General features: G+C 55.7%; 26 protein-coding genes. 18 read left to right on the top strand and 8 right to left on the bottom strand.

From position 1 onward, the window contains the following. Positions 1-28: 28 nt before the first annotated feature. Positions 29-877 carry a putative nucleotide-diphospho-sugar transferase gene (locus AC2FH2_RS06050; RefSeq protein WP_185956640.1) on the bottom strand — a complete coding sequence of 283 codons (849 nt, stop codon included), beginning with the start codon at positions 875-877 and terminating at the stop codon, positions 29-31. Between the two features lie 69 nt (positions 878-946). Continuing rightward, positions 947-1909 (bottom strand): malate dehydrogenase, encoded by a 963-nt coding sequence (mdh, locus tag AC2FH2_RS06045; RefSeq protein WP_142635480.1) that lies wholly within the window; start codon positions 1907-1909, stop codon positions 947-949. A gap of 161 nt (positions 1910-2070) precedes the next feature. Between mdh and AC2FH2_RS06040 the strand changes: the two genes are divergently transcribed. Then, complete coding sequence (locus AC2FH2_RS06040; protein WP_271948427.1) at positions 2071-2826, top strand: sulfite exporter TauE/SafE family protein; 756 nt, start codon at positions 2071-2073, stop codon at positions 2824-2826. Here the strand turns inward: AC2FH2_RS06040 and AC2FH2_RS06035 are convergent. After that, entirely contained in the window at positions 2823-3122 is a 300-nt protein-coding gene (locus tag AC2FH2_RS06035; protein WP_496823143.1) for a hypothetical protein, read from the bottom strand. The two genes, AC2FH2_RS06040 and AC2FH2_RS06035, sit on opposite strands and share 4 nt — an antisense overlap. Before the next feature lie 171 nt (positions 3123-3293). On the opposite strand from AC2FH2_RS06035, the gene AC2FH2_RS06030 reads away from it, so the two are divergent. From AC2FH2_RS06030 to sdhA, 8 genes are all read left to right on the top strand, one after another. Further along, on the top strand, positions 3294-4151 hold the full coding sequence (locus AC2FH2_RS06030; protein ID WP_496823142.1) for an HpcH/HpaI aldolase/citrate lyase family protein: 858 nt from the start codon (positions 3294-3296) through the stop codon (positions 4149-4151). Positions 4152-4157: 6 nt separating this feature from the next. Next, positions 4158-4712 (top strand): NnrU family protein, encoded by a 555-nt coding sequence (locus tag AC2FH2_RS06025; protein WP_496823141.1) that lies wholly within the window; start codon positions 4158-4160, stop codon positions 4710-4712. Between the two features lie 12 nt (positions 4713-4724). Next, the gene (locus AC2FH2_RS06020; RefSeq protein WP_142635490.1) at positions 4725-4931 is read left to right on the top strand and encodes a DUF1737 domain-containing protein; all 207 of its coding nucleotides are present in this window, start codon (positions 4725-4727) and stop codon (positions 4929-4931) included. Continuing rightward, positions 4931-5959 carry a MaoC family dehydratase gene (locus tag AC2FH2_RS06015; RefSeq protein WP_496688975.1) on the top strand — a complete coding sequence of 343 codons (1029 nt, stop codon included), beginning with the start codon at positions 4931-4933 and terminating at the stop codon, positions 5957-5959. Before AC2FH2_RS06020 ends, AC2FH2_RS06015 begins: the two co-directional genes overlap by 1 nt. Positions 5960-6009: 50 nt before the next feature. Beyond that, positions 6010-6672: a DUF1194 domain-containing protein gene (locus AC2FH2_RS06010; protein ID WP_142635494.1), complete on the top strand. Its 663-nt coding sequence runs from the start codon at positions 6010-6012 to the stop codon at positions 6670-6672. Between the two features lie 199 nt (positions 6673-6871). Then, a complete protein-coding gene (sdhC, locus tag AC2FH2_RS06005) occupies positions 6872-7255 on the top strand; it encodes a succinate dehydrogenase, cytochrome b556 subunit (RefSeq protein WP_142635496.1) in 384 nt (127 codons plus the stop codon). 11 nt (positions 7256-7266) lie between these two features. Then, positions 7267-7638, top strand: a complete 372-nt coding sequence (locus AC2FH2_RS06000; RefSeq protein WP_142635498.1) for a succinate dehydrogenase, hydrophobic membrane anchor protein — start codon at positions 7267-7269, stop codon at positions 7636-7638. Positions 7639-7663: 25 nt separating this feature from the next. After that, positions 7664-9472, top strand: coding sequence for a succinate dehydrogenase flavoprotein subunit (sdhA, locus tag AC2FH2_RS05995; RefSeq protein WP_142635500.1), 1809 nt, complete (start codon positions 7664-7666; stop codon positions 9470-9472). Positions 9473-9550: 78 nt separating this feature from the next. Here sdhA and AC2FH2_RS05990 read toward each other — a convergent pair whose 3' ends face one another. Next, complete coding sequence (locus tag AC2FH2_RS05990; protein ID WP_271948418.1) at positions 9551-10417, bottom strand: FkbM family methyltransferase; 867 nt, start codon at positions 10415-10417, stop codon at positions 9551-9553. Continuing rightward, the gene (locus AC2FH2_RS05985; RefSeq protein ID WP_496823140.1) at positions 10410-11381 is read right to left on the bottom strand and encodes a glycosyltransferase family 4 protein; all 972 of its coding nucleotides are present in this window, start codon (positions 11379-11381) and stop codon (positions 10410-10412) included. Before AC2FH2_RS05985 ends, AC2FH2_RS05990 begins: the two co-directional genes overlap by 8 nt. A gap of 254 nt (positions 11382-11635) precedes the next feature. On the opposite strand from AC2FH2_RS05985, the gene AC2FH2_RS05980 reads away from it, so the two are divergent. The 3 genes from AC2FH2_RS05980 (at position 11636) to AC2FH2_RS05970 (ending at position 12940) form a co-directional block, all read left to right on the top strand. Further along, complete coding sequence (locus AC2FH2_RS05980; RefSeq protein ID WP_142635506.1) at positions 11636-12415, top strand: succinate dehydrogenase iron-sulfur subunit; 780 nt, start codon at positions 11636-11638, stop codon at positions 12413-12415. A gap of 136 nt (positions 12416-12551) precedes the next feature. Then, positions 12552-12692: a hypothetical protein gene (locus AC2FH2_RS05975; RefSeq protein ID WP_185956642.1), complete on the top strand. Its 141-nt coding sequence runs from the start codon at positions 12552-12554 to the stop codon at positions 12690-12692. Between the two features lie 50 nt (positions 12693-12742). Beyond that, positions 12743-12940, top strand: a complete 198-nt coding sequence (locus AC2FH2_RS05970) for a hypothetical protein (RefSeq protein WP_142635508.1) — start codon at positions 12743-12745, stop codon at positions 12938-12940. A gap of 39 nt (positions 12941-12979) precedes the next feature. On the opposite strand, the gene deoD is transcribed toward AC2FH2_RS05970, so the two are convergent. From deoD to AC2FH2_RS05955, 3 genes are all read right to left on the bottom strand, one after another. Beyond that, complete coding sequence (deoD, locus tag AC2FH2_RS05965) at positions 12980-13690, bottom strand: purine-nucleoside phosphorylase (RefSeq protein WP_281972538.1); 711 nt, start codon at positions 13688-13690, stop codon at positions 12980-12982. 17 nt (positions 13691-13707) lie between these two features. Beyond that, positions 13708-14025, bottom strand: a complete 318-nt coding sequence (locus tag AC2FH2_RS05960; RefSeq protein ID WP_281995213.1) for an H-NS histone family protein — start codon at positions 14023-14025, stop codon at positions 13708-13710. A 125-nt stretch (positions 14026-14150) separates the two neighbouring features. Further along, a complete protein-coding gene (locus tag AC2FH2_RS05955) occupies positions 14151-16133 on the bottom strand; it encodes a protein meaA (RefSeq protein ID WP_496689159.1) in 1983 nt (660 codons plus the stop codon). A gap of 129 nt (positions 16134-16262) precedes the next feature. On the opposite strand from AC2FH2_RS05955, the gene AC2FH2_RS05950 reads away from it, so the two are divergent. From AC2FH2_RS05950 to AC2FH2_RS05925, 6 genes are all read left to right on the top strand, one after another. Further along, positions 16263-17648: a 1-acyl-sn-glycerol-3-phosphate acyltransferase gene (locus tag AC2FH2_RS05950; protein WP_142635515.1), complete on the top strand. Its 1386-nt coding sequence runs from the start codon at positions 16263-16265 to the stop codon at positions 17646-17648. Positions 17649-17763: 115 nt separating this feature from the next. Continuing rightward, on the top strand, positions 17764-19050 hold the full coding sequence (gene ccrA, locus AC2FH2_RS05945) for a crotonyl-CoA carboxylase/reductase (protein WP_142635517.1): 1287 nt from the start codon (positions 17764-17766) through the stop codon (positions 19048-19050). Between the two features lie 368 nt (positions 19051-19418). Further along, on the top strand, positions 19419-20138 hold the full coding sequence (locus AC2FH2_RS05940) for a helix-turn-helix transcriptional regulator (RefSeq protein ID WP_496823139.1): 720 nt from the start codon (positions 19419-19421) through the stop codon (positions 20136-20138). Between the two features lie 82 nt (positions 20139-20220). Continuing rightward, positions 20221-20859, top strand: coding sequence for an acyl-homoserine-lactone synthase (locus AC2FH2_RS05935; protein ID WP_142635523.1), 639 nt, complete (start codon positions 20221-20223; stop codon positions 20857-20859). Positions 20860-20920: 61 nt separating this feature from the next. Next, positions 20921-22453, top strand: coding sequence for an ATP-dependent DNA helicase (locus tag AC2FH2_RS05930; protein WP_142635525.1), 1533 nt, complete (start codon positions 20921-20923; stop codon positions 22451-22453). Next, positions 22450-23178, top strand: a complete 729-nt coding sequence (locus tag AC2FH2_RS05925) for an SDR family oxidoreductase (RefSeq protein WP_496709190.1) — start codon at positions 22450-22452, stop codon at positions 23176-23178. The genes AC2FH2_RS05930 and AC2FH2_RS05925 overlap by 4 nt, the downstream gene beginning before the upstream one ends. Position 23179: the final 1 nt, after the last annotated feature.

Genomic DNA, 23179 nt, shown 5'->3' with positions numbered 1-23179 from the left:
AATATGACGTTTTCAAGCTAGCGCTAACCTATCCGCGTCTGAGGCGGACGATACCCTTTTTCACAGACATCACCAGTTTGCGCAGTTTGCCCAACAAGCCTTTGTCGACCAGTGGTCGGACTTTTTTCGACGCGCCGGGCGTGAGCTGTGCGTCGGCTTCGATAAGGCTGTTGATATGACGTTCGAGATCGGGCCCTACCAAACCGGCGACAGTTCTAGCGCTGTCCAGCCGCTTGTCGTGACGGCTGTGGAATTTGTAGTGATGCAGCAGGCGCGGGGCGCTGTGCAGAAAACCGAACATCTCGGCCTGACGATAATCGAGGAAGTTGTACTCGGGTGGCAGAACTGCCAGTCGCAACGCGCTGGCAAACAGCTTTTCGCGGATCAGCGCCTGATCTGAGGTCAGGTTTTCCGAGATGATAGTCTCTTGTACATCTCGCAGGAAATCCAGCACTGCGTCCGAAGTGCGAATTCCAACCAGCCCGCCATTGAGATGGGGAAATGCGTTGGGCAGCGGAGTTTTCCAAACACGTTGCGCATGGGCCGAGTTGCGCAAAGGGTCATGGACCATCGCGATATCAAACTGCTCTAGGACGGTGAAGATATCCGACATATCTGCCAGACAGCGCACATCGGCATCCAAATAGACCGTCTTTTCGAACCGGGACCGCACAAGGCTTTCGAACTTGGGTCGGAACCAGCTTTTGTCCAGCATGTGGATTTGGTCAAACACTTCTGTTCCCGGGATGTTTTCGAGGTCGGTGAACAGGTCGACCGGTACATCCGGCATGGCGACCTTTAACGACCGAGCCGCTGCCACCGCTGTTTCGATGTAATCCTTACCGCTTGCGGCAATGACAAATCCCTGAGACGACATGGCAATCTTCCAAAAAATGACCCGGCCCACCATGGGTGAGCCGGGTTCTGTTTAACCGTATAAGACGGATCAGGCCAGAGAGCTGTCGATGCCTTTGCATGCTTCGATCAGGCCCTTCACGGCGTTGACCGAATTGTCGAAACCGGCCTGCTCTTCTTCGTTGAGCTTGATGTTGACGATACGCTCGATACCGCCTGCGCCGATCACGGTGGGGACGCCGACATACATGCCTTCGACACCCAGCTCTCCGTCACAATAAGCGGCGCAGGGCAGGACGCGTTTCTGGTCTTTCAGATAGGCTTCGGCCATTTCGATTGCCGATGTGGCAGGCGCATAGAAAGCCGAACCTGTTTTCAGCAGGCCAACGATTTCAGCCCCGCCGTCTCGGGTGCGCTGCACGATTGCGTCCAGTTTCTCTTGTGTGGTCCAGCCCATCTCGACCAGATCGGGAAGCGGGATGCCCGCAACGGTAGAATAACGAACCGAAGGAACCATGGTGTCGCCGTGGCCACCCAGAACAAAGGCAGTGACGTCGCGCATGGACACGTTGAATTCTTCCGACAAGAAGTGGGCAAAACGGCCTGAGTCCAGAACGCCCGCCATGCCGCAGACCTTGTTGTGCGGCATGCCCGAGAATTCACGCAGAGCCCAGACCATCGCGTCCAGCGGGTTGGTGATGCAGATGACAAAAGCATCGGGCGCGTTGGCGGCGATGCCTTCACCGACCGACTTCATGACTTTCAGGTTGATGCCCAGCAGGTCATCACGGCTCATGCCTGGCTTGCGTGGGACACCTGCGGTGACGATGCAAACGTCGGCGCCTGCGATGTCCTCATAGGACTGGGTGCCTTTCAGCTTGGCGTCGAACCCTTCGGAAGGGCCGGATTCTGCGATATCCAGCGCCTTGCCTTCCGGAGTGCCCTCGGCGATGTCGAACAGCACGACGTCACCGAGTTCCTTCATTGCTGCGAGGTGGGCGAGCGTGCCGCCGATCTGACCTGCGCCGATCAGCGCGATCTTGGGTCTGGCCATTTGGAAAATCTCCGGTCGGTATTGAAATCGCGGTTTTGCTAGTCCTAAAACCGGCGCTGCGCAAGCCTTCTGCGGCGCGGCATGCCACGGCATACCGTTTGCATGTCTCCTACCGATTGCGCTAAACCGCCTGTGAATCATGCATATTTACGGGACGCCGCATGTTCGAGATGGACCTGATGTTTTTTGCCGTGGCGATCCCTGCTGTGATCTTCGCCGGCATCTCGAAGGGTGGGTTCGGCTCGGGGGTGGCGTTTGCCGCGTCATCGATTCTGGCACTGATCCTGACACCGGGACAGGCGCTTGCACTGATGTTGCCAATTCTGATGGTAATCGACGTCGCTACGCTGGGCCCCTATTGGAAACGCTGGAGCTGGCCGGATTCACGCCTGCTGATCGTGGGGGCAGTGCCGGGTGTGGCTGTGGGCGCCTGGCTGTATCGCGCCACGAATGACGACCTTCTGCGCCTGCTGATCGGAGGGATTTCAGTGGGGTTCGTGATCTGGCATGTGGCCCAGAGAAAGGGCTGGATCCGCGGCTTTGCCAATCGCCTGCCGCCATTTGCGGGAATTCTTGCGGGGTTGGTCGCCGGATTCACCAGCTTTGTCAGTCATGCGGGCGGCCCACCCGCCGCCGTCTATCTGATATCGCAGCGTCTGTCTAAAACCGAGTTTCAGGCGAGCACTGTGCTGGTCTTCTGGGTCATCAATGTCGCTAAATTCATTCCGTATGCTTATCTGGGTCTGTTCACATGGCACACTGCGCTGGCCGACTTGTTGCTGGCTCCATTTGCCGTGCTTGGTGCATGGCTGGGTGTGCGCGCGCATTTCATGATATCTGAACGCCTGTTCTTTGGTATTGCCTACGTTTTGCTGATGCTGACCGGAACAAAACTGATCTGGGAGGCCCTGAGCTAGACATTGGGCGGCAGCGCTTCGGCCATATCGTCGTAGGACTGGCCCGAAGCCACAAGGCAGGTCATTCCATCCGGTAATGTCACCGTAATAGTCCAGCTTCCGCTTTGATCAGAGGCAAAGACTTCCATCACCGCACCTTGTCGGGCGATGCCAATGCTCTTACGCGTTTCGCCATAAGTCTCGGCCAGTCGAGTTATGACCTCGTCGCGGGGGGCGCAGCTTTGAGCCTGCACCTGCTGGGCGGCCAGAACCATGATACCCAGCCCAATTGTCATATTGAACAGCGTCTTGCTCATCGGTGAACCCTTTTGATTGCGATCTGCCAAGACGGTGACCGGTGCAGACCGAAATACGGTTAAAGGAACGCACGTTGCGTCGTTAATGCTGCGGTGCGGCAAGTTTGCGCTTGAACTTTCCTACAGAAAATGCCCCATTCTGCGCAACATTATTTCAAGAGGCCGAAGCCAATGGACCCCCGTCAGCGACCCTACCGTTCCGTATTGTACATTCCTGGTTCTAAAGACCGGGCGTTGGACAAGGCCCGCAACCTGCCTGTTGATGCGGTTATTTTTGACCTCGAAGATGCGGTCACGGCGGACGAAAAAAACAACGCGCGTGAAACGCTCGGGGCTGCCTTGGCTGCTGGCGGTTATGGGGCGCGGGTCAAGATCGTACGAATCAATGGCCTAGATACCGAATGGGGCCGGGCCGATGCCCAAGCCGTGCGGGACATGGACGTGGATGCGGTTCTGCTGCCCAAAGTGAATTCTGCCGCAGATGTGGACGCGTTGGCCGCAATAACCGGTGATCTGCCGATATGGGCCATGATGGAGACGCCTCGCGGGATGCTGAACGCCGCCGAAATTGCCGCGCATCCGCAGATGGCGGGCTTCGTCATGGGCACCAACGATCTGGCCAAGGAATTGCAGACACGGTTCCGCCGAGACCGCCTGCCGTTGCAGACGTCGCTGGGCCTGTGCCTGTTAGCCGCAAAAGCCGAGGGGCTGATCATCGTTGATGGCGTCTATAACGCCTTCAAGGACAGCGAAGGCCTGGCGGCCGAATGCGCGCAGGGCCGCGATATGGGCTTTGACGGCAAGACCCTGATCCATCCCGCACAGGTCGATGTCACCAACGACGCCTTCGCCCCATCGGATGAGGAAATCGATCTGGCCCGCCGCCAGATCACCGCGTTTGAAGAGACCGAAGCACAAGGGCATGGCGTCGCGGTCGTCGATGGCAAGATCGTGGAAAACCTGCACGTTGCAACCGCCCGTGAAACTCTGGCAAAAGCAGAGGCGATTTCAGCTTTGCAAGCGGGGTAAGCCAGCATGGGCTTTGTTCTTCTGATTCTTGGTGTGGTGCTCTGGTGGGCTGCACATCTGTTCAAACGCGTGATGCCGGACCAGCGCGCGGCGATGGGCAAAGGCGGTGCGGGCGCGGTGGCGCTGGCACTGCTGGCGTCAATCCTGTTGATGATCTTCGGTTATCGCATGACCGATTTCATCCCAATCTGGTCGCCGCCGACCTTTCTGATCCACGTCAACAACCTGCTGGTGCTGATCGCTATCTATATGATGAGCCCCGCAGGCCAAAAGGGTCGTCTGCTGAACAAGCTGCGTCACCCGATGCTGGGCGGCATGAAGCTCTGGGCCTTTGCGCATTTGCTGGTCAATGGTGATCTGGCCTCAATCGTCCTGTTCGGCGGCTTGCTGGCCTGGGCGGTGGTCGAAGTGATCGTGATCAACAAATCCGAGCCGGACTGGACACCGGGCGAGCCGGGCACTTACGGCAAGGATGCGATGTTCTTTGTCGCGTCGATCGTTCTGCTGGGCATTATCGGCTATATTCACGGGTTGGTCGGCCCGTCGCCGTTTGGTTCATAAAGGTTTGACAACATGGCAACACTCTATCGTCTGCTGACCGAGGAAGACACCGCAGCCTTCTGTCACAAAGTGTCGGACGCGCTGGCAAAAGGGTGGGAGCTGTATGGCGACCCGTCCTATGCCTTTGACACTGCAAACAACGTGATGCGTTGTGCGCAGGCCGTGACCAAAGAGGTTGCGACCGACTATTCCCCTGAAATGAAACTGGGACAGCAATAATGGCAAAAACCAATCCGGGCCGTTTCTTCGAGGATTATTCTGTAGGGCAAGTGCTGCACCACGCGGTGCCTCGCACCGTGACCGATGGCGAACGGGCGTTGTATCATGCGCTCTATCCGGCGCGTCATGCTCTGTATTCCTCGGATGAGTTCGCCCGGAATTGTGGCCTGCCGCAAAGCCCGATCGATGATCTGGCGGCGTTTCACGTGGTGTTTGGCAAGACTGTCCCTGATGTATCGCTGAATGCAGTGGCCAATCTGGGCTATGCTGAGGGGCGTTGGTTGAAGCCGGTTTATCCCGGCGATACGCTGCGGTCGGAATCCGAAGTGATTGGGGTCAAGCAGAACTCGAACGGAAAAACCGGTGTTGTGTGGGTGCGAACCCGTGGCCTGAACCAGCGCGATGAGGTGGTTATTGAGTATGTCCGCTGGGTGATGGTGCGCAAATCGAACCCTGACGCGCCCGCCCCGGACACGGTGGTGCCCGAGTTGAAACAGGCGCTGGAGCCTCAGGATCTGGTAGTGCCACAAGGGCTGAACTTTTCCTCCTATGAATTTGTTCAGGCCGGTGAGGCGCATCGGTGGGGCGATTACGCGATTGGTGAAAAGATTGATCATGTGGACGGCGTCACCGTGGAAGAAGCCGAGCATATGCTGGCCACGCGGCTTTGGCAGAACACTGCCAAGGTTCATTTCGATCTGACCTTCCGCCCCGAAGGCCGTCTTATCTATGGCGGGTACGTGATCTCGATGGCGCGGACCCTGTCGTTCAATGGATTGGCAAATGCGCAGATGATCGTCGGGTTGAACGGTGGCGCCCATGCCAACCCTTGCTTCTCAGGCGATACCATTAAGGCCTGGTCTGAGGTGCTGGACAAAGCCGAAACTGGCATCCCCGGCGTTGGGGCGGTCCGGTTGCGGCTGGTCGCCACGAAGGGTGGAGAGCCATTCGAGTTGAAAAATGACGATGGCCGATATCTGCCCAACGTTCTGTTGGACCTCGACTACTGGGCTTTGATGCCAGTCTGACCCCACATTCATTTGAACGCAGCCTGCAATATTCGTGCTAGGCTGCAACCATGTCTCTGCTTCGCTCTTTCGTCGCCTGTTTCTTTCTGGCCCCGACCGCCGAGGCGTGTGATCTTGCTTTGGCTCTGGCCGTTGATGTCTCGGGATCGGTGGATTCGAACGAATACCGCATACAAATGGACGGCCTGGCCGCTGGATTGCGTGACCCCATCGTCTCCGAGGCGCTGGTGCGCGGGAATGCGCGGTTGATGCTGGTCCAATGGACCGGAGCCTCTCGTCAGAAGGTGACGATCCCCTGGACACATATGGATAGCTTTGAAGCCATAGATAGCTTCGCCAGACAGGTGGCTGCGGATGCCAGAGTCTGGCGCAATTTTTCGACTGCAATCGGTGAGGCGCTTGAGACCACAATGTCCAGTTTCAGCGAGGTAACCGAATGCAAACGGCACCTGATTGATATTTCGGGTGATGGGGTTTCCAACGAAGGGGTTGAACCGTCCGAGATTCACGATGTGTTGCGTGGAAAAGGTGTCACGGTAAATGCCATCGCCATCGAGGAAAGCGAACCCGACTTGACGGCCTATTTCTTTGAGAACGTCATTGTAGGTGAGGGAGCGTTTGTCGTTTCGGCGGCCGGGTTCGAGGATTATCCGGCCCGCATCCGAAAGAAACTGTTGCGGGAAGTGACCCAGCAAACGGCCGGTCTGAAATAAGTGTGGCAGGGATTCGGAGCTGCAGGCGCTAACATCTGTTTCGTCTGATTTGATTTGTGATCACAAGAATATTTTGTGTGATCACTTTATCGCTTAATCTGTCATTTTGCGCGAATTCTGAGCTTTTTTGCAGCTGCAGCACGTGACAGTGTCGCAAAAACCAGTAAAACCTTCGGAAGCCAACCGAAAAGGAGCCGCCATGAGCGATGTAAATCGGGGCAACCGCCCGCTCTCACCGCATATCCGCATCTACCGCCCACAGATGACGTCTCTGTCGTCGATCATGGTTCGGATGACTGGATTGGCCGTGTTCGCAATCGCAGCACTTGTGGTGTGGTGGCTGTTGGCGGCGGCAACCTCTGAGGCGGCCTTTGCAGGCATAGACGGGTTTCTGCGCAGCTGGTTCGGTGATCTTGTCATGACCGGAGCGGCCTGGGGTTTGTGGTACCACACATTGGGCCGGTTGCGTCATGTCTTTTGGGATTTCGGCTACTGCCTGGATGTCGATCTATCTGAAAAGCTGGGATGGGGCATGTTCGTTGGTGCCACGATCCTGACCATCATCACCGTTCTTGTGGTTTAAGGAGACGTTCGATGCGATACCTGACTGACCGTAAACGCGCCGAGGGTCTGGGAGCGGGCAAATCCGGAACCCAAACACATTGGAACACAATGGTCCGGGCCATGATCCTGACCGTTCTGATTCCTCTCTTCATCTTCACATTTGGTGCCGGTCTGGGCGGAACCTACGAAGAGGTTCTGGCTTATTTCAGTCGCCCCTTCCCGGCGATCGTATGCGCGCTGACACTGATCGTTGCCCTGTTGCAGCTGATGTACGAAGCGCAGGAGGCCATCGAAGACTATATCCATGGTGTCGCCGAAAAAGTGACGCTGGTTGCGATGTGGGCGTTTGGCTACACGCTGATGGTTGCGGGGCTGTTCGCCCTGGTGAAACTCGCCCTGTGATGATGCGCGGTAAGGAATAAGAACAATGACAGCAGCATATGAATACGAAACCCACGAATACGACGTCGTTGTCGTAGGCGCAGGTGGTGCAGGTCTTCGCGCAACGCTGGGTATGGCGGAACAGGGTCTGCGTACGGCATGCGTGACCAAGGTGTTCCCGACCCGCTCGCACACGGTTGCCGCGCAGGGCGGCATCGCGGCGTCGCTGTCGAATATGGGTCCTGACCACTGGCAGTGGCATATGTACGACACGGTCAAGGGCTCGGACTGGCTGGGCGACACCGACGCGATGGAATACCTCGCACGTGAGGCACCCAAGGCGGTCTATGAGCTAGAGCATTACGGTGTGCCCTTCAGCCGGACCGAGGAAGGCAAGATTTATCAGCGTCCCTTTGGCGGCCACACCACCGAATTTGGTGAAGGCCCCGCGGTTCAGCGGACCTGTGCCGCTGCTGACCGGACCGGCCACGCAATCCTGCACACGCTCTATGGTCAGTCGTTGAAAAACAATGCTGAGTTCTACATCGAATATTTCGCCATCGACCTGATCATGTCCGACGACGGACAGTGTCAGGGTGTCGTCTGCTGGAAGCTGGACGATGGCACCATGCATGTCTTCAACGCCAAGATGGTGGTGCTGGCGACCGGCGGCTATGGCCGGGCGTATTTCAGCGCCACTTCGGCCCATACCTGCACCGGTGACGGTGGCGGTATGGTGGCCCGCGCGGGTCTGGCGCTGCAGGATATGGAGTTCGTTCAATTTCACCCGACCGGCATCTACGGCTCGGGCTGTCTGATCACCGAAGGGGCGCGGGGTGAGGGCGGGTACCTGACCAATTCCGAAGGCGAACGGTTCATGGAGCGCTATGCGCCTCAGTACAAAGACCTGGCACCGCGCGACTATGTCTCGCGCTCAATGACTATGGAAATCCGCGAAGGGCGCGGTGTGGGTGCAGAGGGCGACCACATCCACCTGAACCTTAGCCACTTGCCTGCCGAGGCTTTGGCCGAGCGTCTGCCGGGTATTTCCGAAAGCGCCAAGATCTTTGCCGGTGTGGACGTGACCAAAGAGCCGATCCCGGTTCTGCCGACCGTGCACTACAACATGGGCGGTATCCCGACCAACTATTGGGGTGAGGTTCTGAACCCCACCGCCAAGGACCCAACCGCCGTGGTCCCGGGCCTGATGGCTGTGGGTGAGGCTGGCTGCGCCTCGGTCCATGGGGCGAACCGTTTGGGCTCAAACTCGCTGATCGATCTGGTGGTCTTTGGCCGCGCGGCGGCGATCCGGGCCGGCAAGGTTGTGGATGCCGATAGCGCCAACCCGGTTCTGAACCAGGGGTCGGTCGACAAAGCCTTTGATCGCTTTGACACCGTCCGTAACGCCAGCGGAGCGATCCCGACCGCCGATCTGCGGCTTGAGATGCAAAAGACCATGCAGGCTGACGCGGCCGTATTCCGCACCGCCAAAACCATGGCCGAAGGTGTTGAAAAGATGACGGCGATTGCCGCCAAGATGGACGACCTGAAAGTCACCGACCGCTCGTTGGTCTGGAACAGCGATCTGATGGAAACGCTGGAACTGACCAACCTGATGCCAAGTGCGCTGGCCACCATCGTCGGTGCCGAAGCGCGTAAGGAAAGCCGTGGTGCCCATGCGCATGAGGATTTCAGCGAACGCGACGACAAAAACTGGCGCGTTCACACGGTGTCCCGCGTGGACGGTAATAAAGTGAACCTCAGCTATCGCCCGGTGATCGTCGATCCGCTGAGCACCGAAGCAGAAGGCGGAATCAGTCTGAAGAAAATCGCGCCCAAGGCGCGGACTTTCTGATGTGATTGGGCAGTCCGCGACCAACCACCGGACTGCTCAAATTCTATGGGTCAGTAATATCTGTACTTAGCCAATCGGCTATGGCGAGATGAATGTTTCAATGTACTGATTCACATCGGCTTCAGAGATTTCCTGACGCTGTGCCAATATGTCGAGAATTTTCAGGCTGACATCTGTGAACCCAAAAACACCTTCGGTTAGAATTGCCAGTCGCTTTAGTATCTGGCTGTTCAGCTCTGCAGGATCAGACAAGTCCCTGAGATAGATAATGTCCCCATCCAGCATTTGTGTCGATTCAAAGTCCGAAAGAACTCCCGACCATTTCGATACGACCAGCCTGTTCTCGATATGCGCAAAACTATGGGGCAAAAACCCCAATTTTCTGAGAAATGTGTCAACCTCGCCAAAACCTGGCTGATTCTCGTACAATGGAAAAAACGATACTTCGGTCTGTATAGCGGCGACATTTTTCAGCGTGTTTTCCGCCGAGGTAAACACCGAAAGTTCGGCACCCTGAATGTCAATTTTCAGAAAATCCACTGGACCCAAACCTGCGATATCATCCAGCCGCTGGGTTTGCATCTCCATACTGCCAATTTGCCTTGCAGCATTGCGTAGGCCACGTAAGTAAAAAAGTGTTTTTTCCCTTATTTTCAGCAAGGATGTCAAACCCGAGCCCTTGTAGATATTCAACAAGGCCGGTTTGCCGTCTCCGACTGCAAAGTTGAAATACTCTTCATTTGCACCTTTATTGCGGACGACCTCTTTCATCGTGTCTTCCTGAGGTTCAAAACCGACGACATTGCAGAGGTCGTTCTTTAGCAAATCACGGTAAGGGGCGTCATGGCGCATTGGATTGGCGCCAATATCGGCAATGCGTACAAAACTGGTCAAATCCAGAAGATCGTACAAAGCAGAAATGCGGGCGCTGAAAAGATTATCCATTTCTTAGAACCGTAAGCGCTTCGGCCAACTTGCGGCTGATCCGCTCTGGCGCGCGTTCCTGAGCGAATTCGAAGCACGCCCTACGTTTTTCAGCGAGTTCTGAATCGGACATTTCCATCACCTTCATCATCATGCGGATCAGGCCTCGTGGGTTTTGTGCCGGATACAGTAGATCATGACAGGATTCCGGGGTCGTCTGCCGGTGGGGTTCAATGTCCGGAGCGACAACTGGCAAGCCGAAGGTCATGGCAAGCATTGCGGTTCCAGAGGTGAAGGTTTGTGTAGATGGCAAAACATAGGCGTGAGCTTGGGAAAAAACACTCGGAATAGCCTCATCTTCTACGCGTTCGCCTATCACGGTTACGTTTGAAATGGCGTCCAGCCGTCGTACCAATCGCCGACTGGGCCGAAAGACTCGGCCTACCACTGACATATGAAAGTCGAAACCCCTGTTGGTTAGCTTCCGGATGGCGAAATGAAGCCGGTCCAACTCGCGGTTTCCGCGCATCGCGCCAAATGTCAAAAAATGGGTCTGATCGCGTGGTTGCATCAGGCGTGCAAGCGTGATTTCGGCGCTTTCATAAACGCCTAGATAGCTTGGGTGAGGGATCAAGCAAATCTTATTCGGTTCCGCGTCATATTGGGCGATCATATGTTGCCGCGCATTTGGGGTATGGACATGGATCATATCGACCAGCTCTGCCAACTTGCGTCGCGCTGCGTGAAATCCATCGTTGCCCTCACGCGCTGAATGCGCGGTGCGATTGTGAATGGTCCAGATGACGCGACCACCGTTTGATTTATACAGCTCAAGTCCCGACACGGCATCTTGAAACAGAGCGTTGTTCGCGGGATCTTCACCATCCTTGATCGGAAACAGCCTGTCATCCCATTGGATATGCAGGATTCCGTGTTCGGTCTGAAACTCTGGTTTCGCAATCTCTGCAAAGTTCAGCTGTTTCATTGCAGCTAGAGAAAACTCTGGCTCGCATGCGCTGTACATCATGTTTTGATAGGGGTTTTTGGTGCCGTAGGGAATATTCAATACTCGTGTCTGCATACGGCACTCAGCTTTTGCTTTCTCGGGTGCAGACTCCATGCACATAAGCTCAATGTAAAGGTGAAATCACCCATCTTTATTGACTGTTTTCAAGGCTAAATGGTTGGCTTTCGCACTTGCAGCGTGTATCTATACACGGGAATTTAGCGAGGTCGGAAATGGTACAACTCACCCTGCCAAAAAATTCTCGGATTACCACCGGAAAGACATGGCCCAAGCCAGAGGGCGCGACGAATGTGCGCAAGTTCCAGATCTATCGCTGGAATCCTGACGACGGTCAAAATCCCCGGGTGGATACCTATTTCGTCGATATGGACAGCTGCGGTCCGATGATTTTGGATGCGCTGATCAAGATCAAGAATGAGATCGACCCAACCTTGACCTTCCGCCGGTCTTGTCGCGAGGGCATTTGTGGGTCCTGTGCGATGAATATCGACGGGATCAACACGCTGGCCTGCATCTATGGCATGGATGAGATCAAGGGCGATGTGAAAATCTATCCTTTGCCCCATATGCCTGTGGTCAAGGACCTGATTCCGGACCTGACCCATTTCTATGCCCAGCACGCCAGCATCATGCCCTGGCTAGAAACCAAGACCAACCGGCCGGCGAAAGAGTGGAAGCAATCCATTGAAGACCGCAAAAAGCTGGATGGTCTTTATGAATGCGTGATGTGCGCCAGCTGCTCGACCTCGTGCCCAAGTTATTGGTGGAATGGCGATCGCTATCTTGGCCCGGCGGCTCTGCTGCATGCATATCGTTGGATCATTGACAGCCGAGATGAGGCAACTGGTGAGCGCCTGGATGAGTTGGAAGATCCGTTCAAGCTGTATCGTTGCCACACGATCATGAACTGCGCCAAAACCTGCCCGAAGGGTCTGAACCCTGCAAAGGCAATCGCCGAGATCAAAAAGATGATGGTCGAACGCACGGTGTGAGGCGGGCTTGATCCATGTGCCTGCTGTGTTGCGGCAGGTGCAATTCCCATTTGCAAGAATATGTGGTGTGAACGCCTGCAGCCTGTCCTATGTTTGGCTCAGGGAGGAGTGATTATGTCACAATGGGATCACTCCGATGAGAACCAAAACCAACTCCGCTGATGCCGCCGAAGCCCTGGAATTGCTGGAACAGGCATGGGCCTATTATACGCCAGAAACGGTAATCCCCACTTCAGAGCGGATGCCAGAGCTGTTCGAATACGCAAATGCTGCCTGATCTGCGATTGCAGGGCTTGAAAACAACCGACTGATCAGCAAAGCAGGAGAATGCCTGTTTTTCTTCTGCTTCTTGCCGCCGCCGTATTCGCCTATTTTCTGTGGCGCGCCCGTACTTCGTCACTGACGCGTGAATGCCGTTGGCGCCAGCACCGAAAAGAAGGGCAATGGGTCTGTTCGTTTTGCGGTGCTCAGACCGATGGGGCGGAAAGCCCCAAGCAGTGTTTAAAGGGATCGACCGGTGGATAGCCGATGCGGGACAGAGTCGACCCTGCCCCAACCCGTTTTCTAAGCCTTTGGAAACGCCGCCTGAAGTGCGATCTCAACCATGTCGCCAAAGCTGCTTTCTCGTTCGGACGATGGCAGAGCTTCTCCTGTCAGCAAGTGGTCGGAAACGGTCAGCACGGCAAGGGCCCGGCACTTGTGGCGCGCGGCCAGGATGTAAAGTTCGGCGGCTTCCATTTCGACGCCCAGAATGCCGTGACGCACCATCTGTTCGTTCAGATCGGGACGTTCATCGTAGAACACATCCGAGGAATAAATCCCGCCAACATGAGTTGGTGTTCCTTTGTTTGCCGCAGCCTCAAAGGCGGCCTGCAACAGGCTCCAATCCGCGCAAGGTGCAAAGTTGAGCTCTTTCATGATCCCCCGAGACGGCGTGCTGAGCGTGGTCGAAGTCATCGCCAAAATGACATCACGAATGTTCACACTGTCCTGCATCCCGCCACATGACCCAATACGGATCAAAGTTCTGGCGCCAAAATCGCGGATCAATTCATTCACGTAAATTGACAGCGAGGGCATTCCCATACCGCTGCCTTGAATCGTGACCGGATTACCTTTCCAGGTTCCGGTGAAGCCCAACATGCCACGCACGTCATTCACCAGTTTGGCGTTATCCAGAAAAGTTTCTGCCGCCCATTTTGCCCGGTAAGGATCACCGGGTAAAAGAACTGTTTCAGCGATTTCGCCTTTTTCAGCGCCTATATGAATCGTCATTTCGTTATCAATTCCATTCAGATTTCCATATCCGAAATATCCGCTCCGGCTTTCAAAGCTTCGTGTACCCAATGCGGCTTGCGACCGCGCCCCGACCAGGTTTGATCGTGGTTGGATGGATTTCGGTATTTTGCTTTTGTTTTCGAAATCTTAAGAGATTTCGAGGACCCATCAGAAAGTTCGGAAAGGGAAAACCCAAATTCCGCTGCGGCTTTCTGAGCAGCTTTCAAAGCCTCTTTCCTATCACGTCTTTCGGCTGCTTTCAGCGCCACATCTACATTGGCACGCAATTCCAACAGTTCATTGCGCGTCATCTTTTCGAGATTCATTCCCATTTACATTCCCCTGATGTTACCGAATTACAATGTCCCCGAAGAGTCACCGTAGTTCTAAAAGCATCCATTATCTATCCCTTTTGAGAAGGCGATAGATACGGGGAAAATGGGTGGCAAATCGGCGGTTATTCAGCGGCCAGGTTTTGCGGATCAACCAAGGAAACTATGTCGCCCATGATTGCATTCAACTCGAAGTTTTTTGGCGTGTAGATTTTGGCCACACCCATCGCTTTGAGTTTTTCAGCATCGTCATCAGGGATAATGCCACCGACAACAACAGGAACATCGTTCAGGCCCGCCTCGCGCAGACGGTTCAGAACGTCCTGAACCAACGGAATGTGACTGCCGGACAGAATCGACAGGCCGATCACATGGGCTTTGTCCTCGATTGCGGCGGCCACAATTTCCTCGGGTGTCAGACGGATGCCGTCATAGCTGATGTCCATGCCGCAATCGCGGGCGCGGAAGGCGATCTGTTCGGCGCCATTTGAATGACCGTCCAGGCCGGGCTTGCCGACCAGGAATTTCAGGCGACGTCCAAGCTTGTCGCTGACCGCGTCGACCGCCGCACGCAACTCCTCCAGCCCTTCGGTTTTGTTTGAGACCGAGCCGGAAACGCCTGTGGGTCCGCGATATGTGCCATAGACCTTGCGCATCTCCTCGGCCCATTCGCCGGTGGTGACCCCGGCCTTGGCGGCGACGATTGACGGCTCCATTACATTTGCGCCGGATTGTGCAGCCTTGCGCAAAGCTGCCAGGGCCGCAGCAACCGCCGCGTTGTCCCGTTCGGTGCGCCAATCGTTCAGGCGGTTGATCTGTTCCTGTTCTGCCGCCGGGTCGACGACCATGATGCCGCCATCTTCGGTTTCCAACGGCGAAGGCTCACCCTCGGTCCATTTATTCACGCCGACAACGATGGTTTCGTTGCGCTCGATCCGGTTCAGACGTTCTGCGTTCGAATCCACCAGGCGTGACTTCATGTATTCGATAGAAGCGACAGCGCCGCCCATCGAATCCAGGTTTGCCAGCTCCGCACGCGCGCCTTCTTTCAACTCTTCAACCTTGGCATCAACAGCCGGGTTGCCATCAAACAGATCGCCATATTCCAACAGGTCGGTCTCATAGGCCAGAATCTGCTGCATCCGCATCGACCATTGCTGATCCCAGGGCCGCGGCAATCCCAACGCCTCGTTCCAGGCGGGCAATTGCACCGCACGGGCGCGGGCCCTTTTCGACAGTGTTACGGCCAGCATCTCAATCAGGATGCGGTAGACATTGTTTTCAGGCTGCTGCTCGGTCAGACCCAGCGAGTTTACCTGAACGCCATAGCGAAAGCGGCGGAATTTGGGATCCTCAACGCCATAGCGTTGTTGCAAAATCTCATCCCAAAGGTCGACAAAAGCCCGCATTTTGCACATTTCGGTAACAAACCGTATACCGGCGTTCACAAAGAACGAAATCCGGCCACACAGCGCCGGAAAATCCTCGGCCGGTACCCGTGGGCGCAACTCATCCAGAACTGCAATCGCTGTTGCCAAGGCGTAGGACAGTTCCTGCTCGGGCGTCGCGCCGGCCTCTTGCAGGTGATAGGAGCAGACGTTCATCGGGTTCCATTTCGGCACATTGGAATAGCAATACTCGGCCACATCCGCGATCATCTTCAGCGATGGTTTCGGCGGGCAAACATAAGTGCCACGGCTCAGATATTCCTTGATCAGATCGTTCTGAACCGTGCCCTGCAGTTTAGAGACATCGGCGCCCTGTTCCTCGGCAACCGCTATATAGAGCGCCAGCAACCAAGGAGCCGTGGCGTTTATCGTCATCGACGTGTTCATCTGTTCCAACGGGATCTGGTCGAACAAAACCCGCATGTCGCCCAGATGGCTGATCGGTACACCCACTTTACCAACCTCGCCGCGTGCCAGCGTGTGATCGCTGTCATAGCCGGTTTGCGTCGGCAGATCGAAGGCCACTGACAGACCCGTCTGACCCTTGGCCAGATTCCCGCGATACAGCGCGTTGGACGCTTTGGCGGTGGAATGACCGGCATAGGTTCGGATGAGCCAGGGGCGATCTTTCTGCGTCTGCGTCATAACTGGGCCTCGTATTGCGGGTGGGCAAGAAAATTACGTTCATGGGTTCTAAAGCGCAATTTTCGGGACATGTCAATTCGCTGCGTCGCGGCATTTCTGGTTGTGCCGATTGTGGGATGCAGCGATTGGTGGCAGGGTGCATTTATGACACAGACCGTGGAACTTCCGCTTTGGCTGTTTTTGTTGATCCTGGTATTCGCCGCGGTCACACTGGCCTCGCATTTTCTGTTTCCGTCAGTGCGGTGGTTTTTTCGCCGTAGGTTGGAGCGCGCGGTCAAACGCCTGAACACGCGCCTGCAGCGCCCGATACAGCCGTTCAAGCTGGCCCGACGCCACGATATGATTCAACGCCTGATCTATGATCCTCAGGTAGGGCAGGCCGTGCAGCAGCACGCACGTGAAGAAGGCATTCCCGAAGCGGTCGCCTTTGAGCAGGCCCAGCGGTATGCGCGCGAGATCGTGCCTTCTTTTTCCGCCGTTGCCTATTTCAGTATCGCCATCCGGTTGGCGCGGATTCTGAGCAACGCCTTTTATGATGTACGGCTTAGTTATCAGGATGAAGATGCCCTGAAAGATATTGATCCAAATGCGACAGTTGTTTTTGTGATGAACCACCGCAGCAACATGGATTATGTGCTGGTCACCTATCTGGCGGCCCAGCAATCGGCTTTGTCTTATGCTGTTGGCGAATGGGCGCGTGTTTGGCCGCTCAGTCGGTTGATTCGTGCGATGGGGGCCTATTTTATTCGCCGCAAGTCCGGCAGCGAACTCTATCGTCAGGTATTGGCCTGCTATGTCCGGCATGCCACCGATGCCGGTGTTACACAGGCCATGTTCCCTGAAGGCGGGCTGAGCCTGACGGGGGCCATGGCACGCCCCAAGCTGGGGCTTTTGAAATACATAATCGATGGTGCCAGGGTGGATGGGGCGGATGTGGTGTTTGTTCCCGTTGCGCTAAACTATGACCGGGTTCTTGAAGATACGATCCTGACCAAGGCCGCACTTGGCAATCAAAGGCAATTTCGTGCCCGAATCGGGGTTATAACTGGGTGGATGTTGAAACAGATAGGCAGGCGTCTGACCGGTCGCTACCAGCGGTTTGGATTTGCTGGAGTGCGATATGGTCACCCTATCTCATTGAAGGAATTCCGCACCGCCCATGACGATGTGATGACTGATCTCGCGCGCGAACTCATGCAACGGATCAAAGAAGCGATTCCGCAGGCGCCTGTTCCTGCAGCGTGCTGGCTGGTTCGCACCAAAGGAGAAATGCCCGAAGACGAGCTTAAAAGCTTGATCACCGGGTTTTTGCAACGTGACGGAACTTTGGGTGATCAGGATGAGTCCGCGGTTTCAGCTGCCTTGGATCAGCTGGTCGAACGCAGAATTCTGAAACGAGAAGGTGGGAAAATATCTCAATCCGGGCAAAGGGTTGATCTGCTCGACTACTATGCAGCCTCAGCCCCGATTGGCGACGGCTGGCCTGATGCTGCGGCAGCGAAAGAAGTTTCTGCAGGCGCTGGGTCATAAAATTACAAAAATGATGCAAAATCTATTGCATTATTTCCTTCAGGCCAATATCTCATCATCCAACGCAAGCGCTTCTGCATCGCGGCAAACAGGAATGAGAAATAAGGAGGCCAACATGGCTCTGGACACCGACAGCGGTATCGCAACTTACGACGCGCCGGAAAAAGACCTCTATGAAATGGGTGAAATCCCTCCGATGGGGTTTGTGCCTAAGAAAATGTATGCATGGGCAATCCGTAAGGAACGCCACGGGGAACCGGATACTGCGATGGTCCAGGAAGTCGTGGACGTACCAGAGCTGGACAGCCACGAGGTGTTGGTTCTGGTGATGGCGGCGGGCGTTAACTATAACGGCGTCTGGGCATCCCTGGGCAAGCCGATCTCGCCCTTTGACGGCCACAAAGCCCCGTATCATATCGCCGGTTCTGACGCTTCGGGGATCGTATGGGCCGTGGGTTCGAAAGTAACGCGATGGAAAGTGGGCGACGAGGTTGTCATTCACTGCAATCAGGACGATGGCGACGACGAACATTGTAATGGTGGCGATCCGATGTATTCGGACAGCCAGCGAATCTGGGGTTATGAAACGCCGGATGGGTCTTTTGCACAGTTCACCAATGTTCAAGCCCAGCAGTTGATGCCGCGCCCCAAGCACCTGACCTGGGAAGAAAGCGCTTGCTATACTCTGACGCTGGCGACCGCGTATCGGATGCTGTTCGGGCACGAGCCGCATGACCTGAAGCCGGGCCAGAACGTTCTGGTCTGGGGTGCCTCGGGCGGCCTTGGCTCTTATGCGATCCAGCTGATCAATACCGCAGGCGCCAACGCAATCGGCGTGATCTCGGACGAAAGCAAGCGTGACTTTGTCATGGGTCTGGGCGCCAAGGGCGTGCTGAATCGCAAAGACTTTAACTGCTGGGGTCAGTTGCCCACAGTAAACACACCGGAATATGCGGACTGGTTCAAAGAGGCGCGCAAATTCGGCAAGGCGATCTGGGAAATCACCGGCAAAGGCAAGAATGTCGACATGGTGTTTGAACATCCCGGCGAAAGCACATTTCCGGTGTCGACCTTTGTCGTGAAAAAAGGTGGTATGGTTGTGATCTGCGCCGGTACCACCGGCTATAACCTGACTTTCGACGTTCGCTATATGTGGATGCATCAGAAACGTCTGCAAGGTTCGCATTTTGCGCATCTCAAGCAGGCTGCTGCCGCGAACCAACTGATGGTCGAACGCCGTCTGGATCCCTGCATGTCCGAAGTGTTTGCCTGGGGTGAATTGCCCGACGCGCATATGAAGATGATGCGGAATGAGCATAAACCAGGCAACATGTCGGTTCTGGTTCAGGCGCCGCAGACGGGCTTGCGCACGCTTGAAGAGGTTCTAGACGCAAAAGGCTGAGCCCCCCAAAAAAAAATAGAATATTAGCACCCGCGAATCGCATCGAGCGAGCGCGGGTGTATCTATTTCGAGGCATAAGGAAATAATTACAGTGGGTTACAGAATCGTGACCCGCTAGTTTTGGGGAGTAGAAACCAGTGAATAGGCTTAAAATCATCTCACATGTTATGGTTGTGTTAACCCTTCGTTAACCGTTTCGGAGAGACTTTAGATGGCGCATAATGAGTGGATACTGGACGTTTTGTCGGACCTCAACGCCTTCGCTGTTGAAAACGGTTTGACCGCACTTGCCGAGCAGCTTGATGATACCAAGTTGATCGCAGCGGCCGAGATTGCGTCCATGCAAGATAAGGCACAGGCGCCCGCGAATGGGAACACAACTCGACATGAGTCAGGTCCTAGAGGACTTGGAAAGCACCAACACGCTTGACGAGTTGGGCGATGTAGCCGTTCGATTGCGCGACCGGCTGCAGGTTGAACATCTTATCTATCATTGGGTTGATGGTGCCGGGGATCAATACGGCTATACAACTTACCCGGACGCTTGGGCCGAGCGATACCGGGAGCGGAATTATCACCGCATAGATCCAGTGATCCTGGGGTGTTTCCAACGGTTCCACCCGGTTGACTGGAAATTTCTGGACTGGTCTGGAAAAGTGGCGAAAGCCTTTTTGCAGGATGCGCTTGAACATGGGGTTGGCAATCAGGGTTATTCGATCCCCATCCGGGGGCCGAACGGCCAGTTTGCCTTATTCACAGTGAATCACTCATGTGATGATGAGAAATGGAAGTCCTTCATCAAGGCCCATGGCCGCGAGCTGATTTTGATCGCGCATTACTTTAACCGAAAGGCTCTGGAGTTCGAAACCGACAGGCAGCCGGATACGACCCGAGGCCTGTCGCCTCGTGAGACGGATGCCATGACCTTGCTGGCGCTTGGATACAGCCGGGCACAAGTCGCGCACTCACTGTCAATCTCGGAACATACGCTGCGTGTCTATATTGAAAGTGCGCGTGCCAAGCTTGGGGCGCAGAACACAACACATGCCATCGCAACAGCACTCAGCCGTGGATTAATAGTGGTTTAACAAGCGCGCGCGCCAAAAACGGGAAATTAACCACGACTTTGTACCCCCTTCGTTCCTGCACAGGACGACAAGGGGAAAAGTCATGTTGCGCTATTTGTTTGCCGACGAACTACATAAGTTTCCGAATTTGGCCCAAGGGATGTTCCGGGATCGAGCGGATCAGTTCAAAACACGTCTGGGCTGGGATGTTCACGTGGACGAAAAAGGAGAAGAGCGGGATCAGTATGATGACCTGAATCCGCTCTATGTCATCTGGGAAGAAGAGGATGGCAGCCATGGGGGGTCGATGCGGGTATTGCCGACGACAGGACCTGTCATGGTGAATGAGGTGTTTGGGCACCTGACAGGGGGTAAGCCGGTCCACAGCCCGCTGATCTGGGAAGTAACGCGGTTCTGCCTGTCACGAACGGCCAGTGCCCATACTGCCGGTGCCATCATGCTGAGTGGCGGCGAAATCATGGAAGGGTTCGGGCTGACCCATATTGCTGGCGTCTTTGATGCGCGCATGATTCGGATCTACCGTCTGATCGGATCGTCTCCAGTCGTTCTGGGGTCACAAGGGAAAGGGCGTGATCAGATTTCGGTTGGGCTCTGGCCCTATTCGCCCGAGGATTGCAATCGGGTGGCTGAACGGGCGGGCATCCCACGTGAGCTGTCCAGGATGTGGTTCAAAGCCGCGTTTGGCACTGTCCGGCAACACCGGTTTGCCCTGTCCGCCTGACGGGGTCTGAAAGCCAATTCCATATCTGGCGATAGCTGGCGTGGCCCTGTAGGGTCGCGCCATGTCTATACCCACAGTAACCTTTTCTGACGATCAAGCCGCCGCCTATGACAGCATTTCCGAGATGCTGAAATCTGCTGGTGTAGACCTGGATGATGATGCCCTGCTGAAAATGCCCGGCAATGGCGAATCCGGGGTGATGGCCGTGATCGGCAAGGCGGGTTCAGGGAAAACGCTACTGCTGGCAGAGCTTTACAAAGCATTGGCTGACGCGGGTCTTCAGATTGTTTCCGGTGATTTCGAAAGCCGCAAAGCGCGCGAGAAACGCAGCTTGGCCATTCTTGCGCCAACGAACAAGGCCGCCAGTGTTTTGCGCCTGCGGGGTGTGCCTGCGACCACGATCCACCGCATCCTCTATACGCCGGTATATGACCCGGAATATGAACGCATTGCCGAATGGCTGGCGGGCAACGATGAACGCCCCGAGGTTGAAGGGTTGACTGACGAAGCCCTGGACCGGGCGGCCGCTTTTTATCAGAACAACAAGTCGATCCCCGGCGCGCTGGCTGCTGCGGGCCTTCGTGGGTCCGACTTTATCACCGGCTGGAAGCGTCGGGAGGAGCCGCTGGACATAGGCTTTGTAGATGAGGCCTCGATGCTGGATGACAGGCAGTTCGAAGACCTGAAAGAGATCTTTCCGACCCTGTTACTTTTTGGCGATCCGGCGCAGCTCGCCCCGGTCAATCAGTCCGGCAGCATGGTATTTGAGACGCTGCCCGAGCCGCGAAAGCAGGTATTGCACAGGGTCCACAGGCAGACGGCAGACAACCCGATCCTGGACCTCGCGCATGCGCTGGCCGACCCTCAGATGGGGTTTGAGGATTTTGAACGGCTCGTCGAACAGACCGCCCGACAGGATGACCGTGTTGTTTGGGGGCAGCGTGTTGAAGTTGACCTGATGGCCCGCAGCCCGGTTCTGGTCTGGCGAAATGCCACCCGAATTCGCTTGATTCAGGCCTTCCGCAATGTTCACGCGGCACCCGACACCGAGCTTCTGGCGGGAGAGCCGCTGATTTGCGATGGAATCGAACTGCCGCTGAAGCACCGCAAGAAAAGGCTGGATCTTGAGGCGCGCGGGCTAATCAAGGGTGCTCAGGTCATCTATCTGGGGCCAGGACGAAAACCGGGGTTTTCGCGCCTGCATGTGATGGGGGCCGAGGATCCTCAGGTCAGTGCAGCGTCGATTGTCAAAATCGAAATGCCTGATGAGGAAGAACCGTTTATTCCATTTGCAGCGCGTATGGGGGCAACCTTTTTGCATGGCGCAGCAGTGACCATTCACAAGGCGCAGGGGTCGCAGTGGGACACGGTACAGGTGTTTGCGCCGGATATATATGCGGCTGCTCGGATGGGGCGAACCGAGGCTGGGCAACCTTTGTGGAAACGTCTGGCTTATGTTGCGATCACGCGGGCGCAAGAAAGGTTGATTTGGGTGGTGCGCAACAGGCTGGCCAAGCCCACTTATCCGCTGCGCGTGGATGATTTGCGCGCGGCTCCGGCGGCGACGCTGACCCTGGAGGCGGAAGAGATATGAAATCCATCATCATCACAGGCGCCAGTTCAGGCATCGGACGGGCAACTGGCGAGTTGTTTTTGGCCGAGGGCTGGGCGGTTGGGCTGCTGGCGCGCAGCGCGGATGTGCTGAACGAATTGGCTGAAAGGCACAAGAATGCGATCCCCTTGGTGACCGATGTTACCGATCCCACCGCTGTTTCGGGTGCTTTCGAGACATTCCAGAATGAGGCGGGACGTCTTGACGTATTATTCAATAATGCCGGAATCTTTGCCCCCGGCGGCACGATAGACGAAATCCAGTTGGAGGATTGGTACCAGAGCGTCAGCGTGAACCTGAACGGGATGTTCCTAAGCGCGCGCGAAGCCTTTCGCATTATGCGGCATCAGGCCCCGCAAGGGGGAAGGATCATCAATAACGGTTCGATCGCCGCGCATGTACCGCGTCCGAATTCGGTCCATTACACCGCTACGAAACACGCGATAACAGGCCTGACACGCAGCCTATCACTGGACGGGCGCGCCTTTGGTATCGCATGTGGTCAAATCGATATTGGCAACGCGCGAACACAGATGGTGCAAAACCTGGTTGAAAACGCCATCGCGGGAGGGCAGCAGCCCGACCCGACGATGGCTGTTGACGATGCCGCACGTTCTGTACTGCACATGGCGTCTTTGCCTGCAGAGGCAAACGTCCAGTTCATGACCGTCATGGCCACTACGATGCCCTATATCGGGCGTGGATAGG

Source organism: Ruegeria sp. YTSA105 (genome assembly GCF_059610225.1).
Note: the sequence above shows the minus strand (reverse complement) of the source record. Positions and strands in the feature narration are given on the sequence as shown.